This window comes from Streptomyces sp. BL1 (assembly GCF_057628045.1).
The window spans coordinates 2661109-2673259 of record NZ_JBXYWZ010000002.1 but is presented as its reverse complement, the minus strand read 5'-3'; the positions used below and the strand labels follow the sequence as shown (position 1 = coordinate 2673259).

9 protein-coding genes are annotated in these 12151 nt (G+C 71.6%); 4 read left to right on the top strand and 5 right to left on the bottom strand.

The window, feature by feature from the left end; genetic code table 11:
* Positions 1–45 precede the first annotated feature (45 nt).
* Both AC3AGO_RS11720 and cimA read left to right on the top strand, forming a co-directional pair.
* Positions 46–444, top strand: coding sequence for a hypothetical protein (locus AC3AGO_RS11720; RefSeq protein WP_487820101.1), 399 nt, complete (start codon positions 46–48; stop codon positions 442–444).
* A 452-nt stretch (positions 445–896) separates the two neighbouring features.
* Positions 897–2486, top strand: a complete 1590-nt coding sequence (gene cimA, locus AC3AGO_RS11715; protein ID WP_487820100.1) for a citramalate synthase — start codon at positions 897–899, stop codon at positions 2484–2486.
* Positions 2487–2591: 105 nt separating this feature from the next.
* Here the strand turns inward: cimA and AC3AGO_RS11710 are convergent, their stop codons facing one another.
* The 5 genes from AC3AGO_RS11710 to ureA form a co-directional block, all read right to left on the bottom strand.
* Positions 2592–3203 carry a TetR/AcrR family transcriptional regulator gene (locus AC3AGO_RS11710; RefSeq protein WP_487820099.1) on the bottom strand — a complete coding sequence of 204 codons (612 nt, stop codon included), beginning with the start codon at positions 3201–3203 and terminating at the stop codon, positions 2592–2594.
* A 200-nt stretch (positions 3204–3403) separates the two neighbouring features.
* Positions 3404–4366 (bottom strand): LLM class F420-dependent oxidoreductase, encoded by a 963-nt coding sequence (locus tag AC3AGO_RS11705; RefSeq protein ID WP_487820098.1) that lies wholly within the window; start codon positions 4364–4366, stop codon positions 3404–3406.
* Between the two features lie 37 nt (positions 4367–4403).
* Positions 4404–5441, bottom strand: coding sequence for an agmatine deiminase family protein (locus AC3AGO_RS11700; RefSeq protein ID WP_487820097.1), 1038 nt, complete (start codon positions 5439–5441; stop codon positions 4404–4406).
* Between the two features lie 93 nt (positions 5442–5534).
* Positions 5535–7241, bottom strand: a complete 1707-nt coding sequence (locus AC3AGO_RS11695) for an urease subunit alpha (RefSeq protein WP_487820096.1) — start codon at positions 7239–7241, stop codon at positions 5535–5537.
* Positions 7238–7921 carry an urease subunit gamma gene (ureA, locus tag AC3AGO_RS11690; protein ID WP_487824622.1) on the bottom strand — a complete coding sequence of 228 codons (684 nt, stop codon included), beginning with the start codon at positions 7919–7921 and terminating at the stop codon, positions 7238–7240. Before ureA ends, AC3AGO_RS11695 begins: the two co-directional genes overlap by 4 nt.
* Before the next feature lie 168 nt (positions 7922–8089).
* Between ureA and AC3AGO_RS11685 the strand changes: the two genes are divergently transcribed.
* Together AC3AGO_RS11685 and AC3AGO_RS11680 are read left to right on the top strand one after the other, a co-directional pair.
* Positions 8090–9529, top strand: a complete 1440-nt coding sequence (locus AC3AGO_RS11685) for a cytosine permease (protein WP_487820095.1) — start codon at positions 8090–8092, stop codon at positions 9527–9529.
* An 86-nt stretch (positions 9530–9615) separates the two neighbouring features.
* On the top strand, positions 9616–12012 hold the full coding sequence (locus tag AC3AGO_RS11680; protein WP_487820094.1) for a polysaccharide lyase 8 family protein: 2397 nt from the start codon (positions 9616–9618) through the stop codon (positions 12010–12012).
* The last annotated feature ends 139 nt before the right edge of the window (positions 12013–12151 follow it).

The following is a 12151-nucleotide window of genomic DNA, read 5'->3' as shown; positions in this document are numbered from 1 at the left end:
ACCACCGGGCGGGGGCCGGTTCCAGAGCGACTTTCCAGGTGGCAAGTGGACTACGGGAACGGCATGAGCCGGCAGAGAAACCGAGAAGCGAACCTCGTGTCCCCACTGGCCGCTCTGCTGCTACTCGCGGGAGCCGGTGCGGTCTATACGTCGGTGACAATCGCAGTGGCCGGAAACTCCACTTCCCAGGCCGGTGCCTTGCTCCTGATCGCTTTCGTCCTGATCGTGACCGGGCTGATCTACAACCAGCGATGGCGTCGGCGGCGTTGGTTCTACCGCCAGTTCCGCACCTACGAGCGGTTCCGTGCGGAGAACATCGAAGAGGCGCGCCGTGTGTGGCACGACGTCGGCAGCAAGGGCGCCGTGCGACATCTGAAGACCCTGTACCCGAAGCTGCCGAATCAGGAGCTTCTGCGGCTGGTACGGGAACTGCAAGACGGCTGAGATACCCGTGAGTCGCCCGTCGCTGCCGACTGGCGATCCGAAGTTCCGGAACCTGGACGGTTGTTGAGCCGCCTGGGGCGCGTTCGTCGGTGAGATCAAGGGCGGGGAGTTCGGGTCCTGCTGACCGGAATGGGCCGCCTGTCGTGAAGCTCACATCCGTATTGTGAGACAGCTGTCACGGTGTGTGCGCCGATTGTGCAAGACTCGCCATCGTGCCCTCGTACGCCATGATTATCGGCAGCAGGCGCGCCGGTCCGCAGTGACCGTCTGTCCGCAGGAAATCCCCCGCGGCAGCGGCCACCGTGCCCCAGACCCGCGCGCAGACCTCTCGCACCCGCGAGAGGTTTTTTCGTTTTCTGGCCCCACCTCGGCCGGGGACGGAGTCGCGCGGGAAGATGGGGGCAAGTGGAACGCTTCCTTCCGGAACCACTGACCCAGGAGAGCCAGGAGACATGACCACCGACGCCTTTCACGTCTTTGACACCACGCTGCGCGATGGCGCACAGCGTGAAGGCATCAATCTCTCCGTAGCGGACAAGCTGACCATCGCCCGCCACCTCGTCGACTACGGTGTCGGCTTCATCGAGGGCGGCTGGCCCGGCGCCAACCCGCGCGACACCGAGTTCTTCGAGCGCGCACAGCAGGAGATCGACTTCCGGCACTCGCAGCTGGTCGCCTTCGGCTCCACCCGTCGCGCGGGCGTTCCCGCGCAGACGGACCCGCAGGTGCGGGCGCTGCTGGACTCGGGTGCCCCGGTCGTGACGCTGGTCGCCAAGTCCCACGACAAGCACGTCGAACTGGCCCTGCGCACCACCCTGGAAGAGAACCTGGCCATGGTCGCGGACACCGTGGCGTTCCTGCGGGAGCAGGGGCGGCGCGTGTTCGTGGACTGCGAGCACTTCTTCGACGGCTACCAGGCCAACCCCACGTACGCGAAGCAGGTGGTGAGCGCCGCGCACGAGGCCGGCGCCGACGTGGTGATCCTCTGCGACACCAACGGCGGGATGCTGCCCGCGCAGGTGCAGGCCGTCGTTCGGACCGTGCTCTCCGACACCGGCGCGCGGATCGGCATCCACGCGCAGGACGACACCGGCTGCGCCGTCGCCAACACCCTTGCCGCCGTGGACGCCGGCGCCACCCACGTGCAGTGCACCGCGAACGGCTACGGCGAACGCGTCGGCAACGCCAACCTGTTCCCCGTTGTCGCCGCGCTGGAGCTGAAGTACGGGAAACACGTACTGCCCGAGGGCGCGCTGAGCGAGACCACCCGGATCTCGCACGCCATCGCCGAGGTCGTGAACCTGACGCCGTCCACCCACCAGCCGTACGTGGGGACTTCGGCGTTCGCCCACAAGGCCGGGCTGCACGCCTCCGCGATCAAGGTCGACCCCGACCTGTACCAGCACATCGACCCCGAACTCGTCGGCAACACCATGCGGATGCTCGTCTCCGACATGGCGGGCCGCGCGACGGTCGAGCTCAAGGGCAAGGAGCTGGGGTACGACCTGGCGGGCGACCGCGAGCTGATCGGCCGCATCGTGGACCGGGTCAAGGAGCAGGAGCTCAAGGGCTACACGTACGAGGCGGCCGACGCCTCCTTCGAACTGCTGCTCCGCGACGAGGTGCAGGGCGGTGCCAAGCGGTTCTTCGCGGTGGAGTCCTGGCGTTCCATCGTCGAGCAGCGGCCGGACGGGGCGCAGGCCAACGAGGCGACCGTGAAGCTGTGGGCGAAGGGCGAGCGGCAGGTGTCCACCGGCGAGGGCAACGGCCCCGTCAACGCCCTGGACCGCGCGCTGCGTTCGGGCCTGGAAAGCATCTACCCGGAGCTGGCCCGGATGGCCCTGGTCGACTACAAGGTGCGCATCCTGGAGGGCACCGGCGGCACCCACTCGACGACGCGCGTACTGGTGTCGATGAGCGACGGCGCCTCGGAGTGGTCCACGGTCGGTGTGGGGGACAACGTCATCGCCGCGTCCTGGCACGCCCTGGACGACGGCTACACGTACGGCCTCCTCCGGGCCGGGGTCACCCCGCAGGAGTGACTCCGCAGGTGTGACCCTGTAGGGCCCTGTACTACGTGCAACTCCCCGGTGCCGCCCGTACGTTCACCCCGTACGGGCGGCACCGCCGGACTCCCGGGGCCGCCCTCAGGGGTGCGCGGTCAGGGTCTCCGCGAAGAACTCCCGTACGTGGGCGAGCACCTGCTCCCTGTCGCTGCCGGGCAGCCCCACCACCAGGTGCGTGCCGAAGCCGTCGAGCAGCGCCCGTACCCGCGTCGCGTAGCGGTCGGCGTCGACCGGGCGGAACTCGCCCCGCGCCGCGCCCTCGACCAGCAGCGCCACCAGGTCCCGGTGCCAGGCCAGCTCCAGCTCCAGCTGCCGTGCGCGGACCTCGCCGTCGGCGTTCTGCGAGCGGTTCCACACCTCCAGCCAGAGCGCCCACGCGGGGTCGCGGTGGCCGTCCGGGAGATAGAGGTCGACGAAGGTGGCGAGCCGTTCCGCGGCGGGGATCTGGCGGGCGAGCTCGGCGCGGCGCTCCGCGCCGAGCTGCTCCTCGCTCCACTGCAGGGTCTGCAGCAGCAGCTCGTCCTTGGTCTTGAAGTAGTAGAGGAGATGGCCGCTGCTCATGCCGACTATCCGGCCGAGGCCGGCCATCGTCAGCCGGTCCAGGCCGTGTTCGGCGATGGTGGACATGGCCGTCGCCAGCAGCGTTTCCCTGGGCTGGGCGGGGCGGCGTTGCCCGCGGGGGCGTGGGGGCACGCCGTCGTCTCCTTCGCGGTGGGTGCGGCGGGGGTCGCCGCGGGGCCCCGATCGTATCGGGGGCGCGTAGCGCCCCTGCGGGGCGCGGGGCTGTGCGGGTGGGGACAGACCTCGCGGGTGCGGTCCGGTGTGCCCACCCGTTCCGCCCCTTGGCGGACCGCGTGCCCACACCGGGGGGGCGGGGCGGGCCCCGCACCCGGCTAGAGCTTTCGTAGGGCCGGCAGCAGTGTGTTTTCGGCCCAGTCGAAGAACGGGTCCTGGTGGGCGCCGCCGATCTGGACCAGTGCGACGTCGGTGAAGCCCGCGTCCACGAAGGGCTTGATCTTGTCGACGAACTCGCCCACGTCGTCGCCGCAGGCCAGCGCCTCGGAGATGTCGTCCTCGCGGACGAAGCTGGTGGCGCCGGCGAAGGACGAGGGCTTCGGCAGCTCCGAGTTGACCTTCCAGCCCAGCCCGAACCAGCGGAACTGGTCGTGCGCGCGGGACACCGCGGCCGCCCGGTCCGGGTCGTAGCAGACCGGGATCTGCCCGATCCGCGCGCCGTCCCCGCCGGCCTTGCCGTACGCCTGCACGAGCTCTTCCTTCGGCTCGGTGGCGATGAGCATGTCGCCCTTCTCGGCGGCGAGTTCGCAGGACTCGCCGCCGGAGACGGCGATGCCGATGGGCGGCGCCGTCTCCGGGAGGTCCCAGAGCCGGGCGGCCTCGACCTCGTAGTGCGTGCCGTGGTGGGTGACGTAACCGCCCGCCCACAGCGCGCGGATGATGTCGACGGCCTCGGCGAGCATGTCGACCCGCAGCGCGGATGTCGGCCAGTCGCCGCCCACCACATGCTCGTTGAGCTTCTCGCCCGTGCCGAGCCCGAGCCGGAAGCGGCCCTCGGACAGCAGTTGCAGCGTGGCGGCCTTCTGCGCCACGACCGCCGGGTGGTACCGGAAGGTCGGGCAGGTGACGAAGGTCGTCAGCGGGATGCTGCGGGTGGCCTGCGCGGCGGCGCCGAGCACGGACCAGGCGTACGGGGAGTGGCCCTGGCTGTCGAGCCAGGGGAAGTAGTGGTCGGAGGTCACCGAGAAGTCGAACCCCGCCTGCTCGGCGCGGACGACGTCGTCCACGAGCTGTCGGGGTCCGGCCTGCTCGGTCATCATCGTGTAGCCCCAGAGAGTCATATGTCCCGATTGCCCCAGTGACCCGCTGGGATAACCCCTAGATCTTCGGCTGCTGCTGGGTGATGCAGTGGATGCCGCCGCCCGCCGCGAAGACGGTGCGGGCGTCGACCAGGGTGACCGTGCGCTGCGGGAAGAGGCGGCGGAAGATGCCCGCGTTGTGCTCGTCCATCGGGTCGGCGAAGCCGCAGAGCACGACGCCGCCGTTGCAGAGGTAGTGGTTGACGTACGAGTAGTCGACGGGTTCGCCGTCCACCTCGGTGACGGTCGGTGCCGGAAGCTCCACCACCTCCAGCGGGCGGCCGCGCGCGTCGGTGGAGGCGCGCAGCAGCTTCACGTTGTCCGCGCAGATCTCGTGGTCCGGGTGGGTGGGGTCGGGCTGGGTGTGCGCGACGACCACGCCCGGCCGGGCGAAGGCGGCGACGATGTCGATGTGACCGCGGGTGCCGAACTCGCCGTAGTCCGCGGCGAGTCCGCGCGGCAGCCATATCGCCTTCCGCGTGCCGAGGTGGGCGTGGATCTCCGCCTCCACCTCCTCGCGGGTCCAGTCCGGGTTGCGTTCCGGGCCGAGCTGCACGGTCTCGGTGAGCAGCACGGTGCCCTCGCCGTCCACGTGGATGCCGCCGCCCTCGTTCACCAGGCGCGAGGCGTACGTACGGGCGCCGGCGCGCTCCGCGACGTACGCGCCGGCCTGCGCGTCGCGGTCCCAGCGGGCCCACTCCTGGGCGCCCCAGCCGTTGAACGTCCAGTCCACGGCGCCGAGCCGGCCGTCGTCGGAGGTGACGAAGGTCGGGCCGATGTCCCGCATCCACGCGTCGTCCAGCGGCCGCTGCACGACGTCGATGTCCGGGCCGAGCAGCTTGCGGGCCGAGGCGGCACCGTCGGGCGAGGCGACGACGGTGACGGGCTCGAACCGGCGTACGGCGCGGGCGACTTCGGCCCAGGACTCCCGCGCGCCGGTGAGCGCGACGGGGCTGTCGAAGGTGGGGTTCGGGCCCGGCCACGCCATCCAGGTCCGCTCGTGCGGCGCCCACTCGGGCGGCATCCGGAACCCGTGCTCGGCGGGGGTGGTCGTCATGGTGTACGGCTCCTTGGAAGGAACGGGCAAAAAGGCTGCTCGGGATCAGAGGCTGTGTCGATCAGAGGCTGTGTCGATCAAAGGCTGTGTTGGTCAAAGGAAGTACAGCCGGTTCAGGGAGACGGAGTCGGCGGGCTCCGAGCGCACCGGGGCGCCGTCGAGGGTGACGAGCCCGGTGCGTTCGTCGACCCGCACCTCGCCGGTCCGCGAGTTGTGCACGAGGTCGGCGGGGCCGATGCCGCGCGTGCCCCGTACGGCGACCCTGCGGCGGCGGGTCGGCATGCCGTCCCCGCCCTGTTCGGCGGCGGCCGCCGCGGTGAAGGCCACGGACAGTTCGGCAGGAGCCGCGCCGTGCGCGCCGAACTGCGGCCCGTACACGAGGGGTTCGCTGGTGTCCGTCGCCGCGTTCGGGTCGCCGGTCACCCCGTACGCCGGGAAGCCGGACTTCAGCACCAGCTGCGGCTTCGCGCCGAAGTACGCGGGGTCCCACAGCACCAGGTCGGCCATCTTGCCCACCTCGACGGAGCCCACCTCGTGCGAAAGGCCGTGCGCGATGGCCGGGTTGAGGGTGAGCTTCGCGAGGTACCGCAGCACGCGCGCGTTGTCGTCGCCGTCCCCGTCGCCCTCCAGGGGGCCGAGGTCGGCCTTCTGCTTCCCCGCCATCTGGAAGGTCCGGCGCACGGTCTCGCCCGCGCGCCCCATGCCCTGCGCGTCGGAGGAGGTGATGCCGATCGCGCCCAGGTCGTGCAGTACGTCCTCGGCGCCCATCGTCCCGGCCCGGATCCGGTCCCTGGCCATCGCCGCGTCACCGGGCAGATCCGGCTTCAGATCGTGGACGGAGACGATCATCCCGTAGTGCTCGGCGACCGCGTCCCGGCCGAACGGCAGCGTCGGATTGGTGGACGAGCCGATGACGTTGGGCACGCCCGCCATCTTCAGGACGTTCGGCACGTGCCCGCCGCCGCAGCCCTCGATGTGGAAGGCGTGGATCGTCCGCCCCTCCAGCACCGCGAGGGTGTCCTCGACCTGCAGGCACTCGTTCAGCCCGTCGCTGTGCAGCGCCACCTGTACGTCGTGCTCCTCGGCCACGCGCAGCGCCGTGTCCAGGGCGCGGGTGTGCGCGCCCATGTCCTCGTGCACCTTGAAGCCGCAGGCCCCGCCCTCCGCGAGGGCCTCCACCAGCGGAGCGGGGGAGGAGGACGAACCCCGCCCGAGGAAGCCGATGTTGACCGGCCAGGCGTCGAAGGCGCCGAACGCGTGCCGCAGCGCCCAGGGCGAGTTGACCCCGACGCCCCACACCGGGCCGAACTCCTGGCCGATGATCGTGGTCACGCCGGAGGCCAGCGACGCCTCCATGATCCGCGGCGAGAGCAGATGGACGTGGGTGTCGATGGCGCCCGCCGTGGCGATCATGCCCTCGCCGGACACGATCGACGTACCGGTGCCGACGACCACGTCCACACCGTCCAGCGTGTCCGGGTTGCCGGCCCGGCCCACGGCGTGGATGCGGCCCTCCCGGATGCCGATGGAGACCTTGCGGATGCCCTGGACGGGGTCCAGGAGCAGCACGTTGCTGACGACGACATCGCAGGTCTCGCGGACCGCCGCCGCCTTGAGGTGCAGCCCGTCCCGCGCGGTCTTGCCGAAGCCGGCGAGGAACTCGTCCCCGGGCCGCTGCGCGTCGGACTCCACGCGGACGACGAGCCCCGTGTCGCCCAGCCGCACCCGGTCGCCGGTGCGCGGGCCGTGCACGCCCGCGTACTCCCGCGGGTCCTGGTGTCCTCCGTACGGCGCGCTCATCGCTCCACCCCCAGATATCCGCACGCGGCGGCGCGCCGCAGTGCCTCGTCCCGTGCGCCCGGCGCGTCCAGCGGCCCGTCGACGAGCCCGGCGAAGCCGATCGCGATCCGGTCGCCGCCGATCGGCACCAGCGTGACCTCGCGCTCCTCGTCCGGGCCGAAGCGCACGGAGGAGCCGGCCGGCACGGCGAGACGCATGCCGTACGCGGCCGCGCGGCTGAAGTCCAGCCGCGGGTTGGCCTCGAAGAAGTGGAAGTGCGAGGTGACGCTGACCGGCACGGTGGCGGTGTTGCGCACGCTCAGCGTGACGGCTCCGGCCGGGAGCTCCGGCTCCGCTTCCGGCCCCGGCAGGACGCTGCCCGGCCCTTCGGCCCCGGCCTCGCCCAGCGGGGCCTCGACCACGGCCAGCCGTGAGCCGTCCTCGAAGACGGCCTCCACCATCACCTCGGTGACCACGTCGGCCACCCCGGGCAGCACGTCGTCCGGGCCCAGCACCGACCGTCCCGCCTCGATGGCCTCCGCGAGCCGCAGTCCGTCCCGTGCGGCCTCGCACACGGTGTCGGCGATCAGCGCCGTCGCCTCCGGCACGTTCAGCCGCAGACCGCGCGCCCGTCTCGCCCGGGCGAGCTCGGCCGTGCCGAAGATCAGCAGCCGGTCGCGCTCCGTCGGGGTCAGCCGCATCCGGGTCCACCCGCCTTCCGTCGGTTCAGTCCCGCTCATGCTTTAGATCGACGCTCGAAGAGTCAAGTCAGATGCGTCACGTATTGACGTGTCAGCGAGGCTGAGTCACATTGAGCGCTGCTCTAAGTCCACCCCCCTCCAGGACCCCGGCACAAGGGAGTGCAGCGCATGCACATCGAGCAACACGGCGTCGACACCATTCCGGAGGCGGAACGCACCGGCAGACCGCGCGACGTGGTCACCTTCCTGCTCGGCTCCAACCTCGCCCTCGGCGTCGTCGTCTTCGGATGGCTGCCGGTCTCCTTCGGGCTCGGCTTCTGGGCCTCCGTCACCTCGCTCGTGCTCGGCACCGTGCTGGGCACGCTTCTGGTGGCGCCCCTCGCACTGGTCTCGCTGCGCACCGGCACCAACCTGTCGACCAGCAGCGGCGCCCAGTTCGGCGTACGCGGCCGGCTCCTCGGCTCCGTGATCGGCCTGCTGCTCTCGCTCGGCTACACCGCGCTGACCCTGTGGGTCGGCGGCGACGTCATGGTCGCCACCGTCGCCCGGCTCACCGGCCTCGACTCGATCCCCGACTCCGGGCTCTGCACCGCCGTGACCTACGCCGTCCTGGCGGGCACCACCGCGCTCAGCGCCGTGTACGGCTACAGGCTGCTGCTGCGGCTGTCCAAGGTGCTCGCCATCGGCATGACCGTGCTGCTGCTGATCGGACTCCTCGCCTACGCCCCGGACTTCGGCACCGCACCGCTGCCCGACACCCCGTACCTGCTGGGCAGCTTCCGGCCCACCTTCCTGCTGGCCGTCGTCGCGGGCGGGCTCAGCGGGCCGATGGCCTTCATCACGCTGCTCGGCGACTACACCCGCTACATCTCGCCGCTGCGCCACTCCTCCCGGAAGGTGCACCTGGCCACCTGCCTCGGCCTGGTCGTGGGGCTGCTGGTGCCGCAGCTGTTCGGCACCTTCACCGCCTTCGCAGCCAAGGCGAGTACCGACTACGCGGGGCCGCTGGTCGAGCAGGCGCCCTTCTGGTTCCTGGCGCCGCTGCTGCTCGCCGCCTCCGCCGGCTCGGTGGGCAACGCCGGCCTGATGCTCTACTCGATGGGCCTCGACCTGGACGCGATCGTCCCCAGGACGACCCGTACGCGGTGCACCTACGCCGTCGCGGCGATCTCCACGGCGCTGGTCTTCACCGGGCACTTCGTCTGGGACGCGCAGGACGCGATGACGTCCTTCGTGCTGCTGCTCACCGCCGTGGGCACCCCCTGGTCCGTGATCGTGCTGATCGGGCACGCGCGCTGCCGCGGGACGTACGACGCGGAGGCGCTGCAGGTCCTCAACCGCCGCTCGCACGGCGGCGCGTACTGGTACCGCGCGGGCTGGAACCCGCGGGCCGCGCTCGCCTGGGCGGTGGGTTCCGCGCTGGGACTGCTGGCCGTGGACACCCCGCTCTACACCGGGCCCTTCGTGGACCGGTTCGGCGGTCTGGACTTCAGCTTCCTGCTCTCCGCCGCCGTGACCGCCGTACTGTTCCTCGTGATCACCCCGCGGGAAACGGTCCTGGGCGAGTCCGTACGCGAGGAGAAAGCGGTTGCCGAATCCGTGAAATGAGCATTGTCGCGGGGCGGCCGGGGTGCTAGACAACGCTCAACTCGTGAGAGGTCTAAGCCACTTCGAGAAGCGAGAGGGAGCATCCCGTGCCGCCACTGCCCCGCCGTACGTTCCTCGCCGCAGCCTCCATCGCCTCCGCCGCGTCCGCGGCCGGAGCCTTCGGCCCCGGCGCCCCGGGAGCCCGGGCGGCCTCCGCCGCCGAGGACTTCCCCGCCCTGCGCCGCCGCTGGCGGGAGCTGATGCTCGGCACCGGCTTCGACCCCGCGGCCGAGCCGTACGCGGGCCGCCTCCGCGAACTCGGCGACCGCGCCCGCACGTTGCGCGGCCAGATGAGCCCCGCCGACGGCTCGCTCTTCCCGGGCTATCCCTTCGACCCGCCGTCCGGCATCACGCAGTCGTACCAGCGGCTCGCCACGATGGCCGAGGCCTGGGCCCAGCCCGGCACCGGCCTCACCGGCGACGCCGGCCTCGCGGAAGCGCTCCGTACGGGCCTCGCCCACGTGCACGAGCGGGTCTACCACCGGGGCACCGAGCGCTACGGCAACTGGTGGGAGTGGCAGATCGGCAGCCCCCGGCTGCTGCTCGACATCCTGACCCTGCTGCACGACGAGGTGCCCGCCGCCGCACGCGCCGAATACCTCGCCGCCGTCGACCACTTCCTCCCGCCGTCCGTCTTCGACGAGTACACCGGCACCTCCACGGGCGCGAACCGCGTCGACTTCTGCCGGGTGTACGCCGTGCGCGGGGTGCTCGGCGAGGACGGCGACAAGATCGCGCTGGCGAGCCGCGCGCTCTCCCCGGTCTTCCCGTACGTCACGAAGGGGGACGGGCTGTACGCCGACGGCTCGTTCATCCAGCACACCTGGGTCGCCTACTCCGGCACGTACGGCTATGTCCTGCTCGACGGACTCGGCCGGCTCTTCGCCCTGCTCGACGGGACGTCCTGGGAAGTCACCGACCCCAATCGGCAGATCGTCTACGACAGCGTGCAGAAGGCCTACGCGCCGCTGCTGTTCGACGGGCTGATGATGGACAGCGTCAGCGGACGCGCCATCTCCCGCGGCATACTCCGGCAGGACCCCGAGGCCATACACCAGAGCGACCACCAGCGCGGGCACCAACTGGCCGCGGCCGTCGCCCTGCTGGCGAAGGCCGCGACGCCCGCCGAACGGGCCGCCTGGCACGCGAAGGTGCGCGGCTGGATCGAACGGGACACGGCGCTGCCGGTGCTGACGGACCGCCAGTTCAAGGTCGCCGACCTGGCGCGGCTGCACGCCGTCGCCGACGAGGCGGGCCCTGTCGCGCCCGAGCCGGTGGGGCACACCCTGTTCCCCGCCATGGCCCGCGCCGTGCACCGCCGCCCCGGCTGGTGCGCGAACATCGCGATGGCTTCCGACCGCATCGCCTACTACGAGTGCGGCAACGGCGAGAACCCGCGCGGCTGGCACACCGGCGCCGGCATGCTCTCCTGGTGGGGCCCCGATGAGACCCTCGGCCAGTACACCGACGACTTCTGGCCCACCGTCGACTGGTACCGGCTGCCCGGCACCACCGTCTCCACCAAGAAGCTCGCCGACAACGCCGGCGGCGAATGGGGCGAGTCCAGACCGGACGCCGCCTGGGTGGGCGGCACCACGGACGGCGAGTTCGCCGCCGTCGGCCAGCACCTGCGCGGCCTCCAGTCCACGCTCACCGCGCGCAAGTCCTGGTTCTGCGCCGCCGACACGGTCGTCTGCCTCGGCGCGGGGATCAGCGCCCGCGACGGGGTCCCCGTCGAGACGGTCTACGACAACCGCAACCTCGGCGCGGACGGTACGGCAGTCCTCACCGTCGACGGCACCGACCGGTCCCGGCTCACCGGCCTCGGCCGCACCCACACCGCGCGCGGCGCACGCTGGGCCCACCTCGCGGGACACGGCGGCTGGGTCTGGCCCGGCGGCACCGAGCTGTCGGTACGGCGTGAAGTCCGCACGGGCGCCTGGTCGGACATCAACAAGGGCAGCGCCACCGACCGGATCAGCCGCCGCTGGCTCACCCTGTGGACCGACCACGGCACCGACCCGTCCGCCGCCCGGTACGCGTACCTGCTGATGCCCGGCGCCGGGCCCCGTACGCTCGCGGCCCGCGCGGCGGACGACGACTGGCTCGCCGTCGACGCCAACACCGCAGATCAGCAGGGCGTCACCATCCGCTCGCTCGGCCTGACCGCGGTCAACTTCTGGGAGGCAGGCCGCGTCCGGCAGCTCTCCAGCAGCGCCCCCGCGAGCGTGCTGATCCGGCAGCGGGGCCGCACCGCGGCCCTCTGCCTCGCCGAGCCCTCGCGCACGGGTCACTCGTTCGAGGTGACCTGGCACCGCCGCGTGCACCACGTACTGGAGACGGGGGAGGGGATCGAGGTACTGGAGAGCGGCGCCCGGCTGCGGCTGCGCGTCACGCCCGGAACCGCGGGGGCCACACTGCGCTGTAAGGTCCTGACCAGCTGACCTGTGGAAGGGACCGCAGGTGGGAGAGCTGTCGGGACCCGACAGCTCCCGGCGCCAGGGGTGAGAGGGTTCCGTCCTAGGCACACGGTGAGGACGCTGGTTCTGTCCAGCGCAGCCATGAAACCGGCCCGGAGACTGT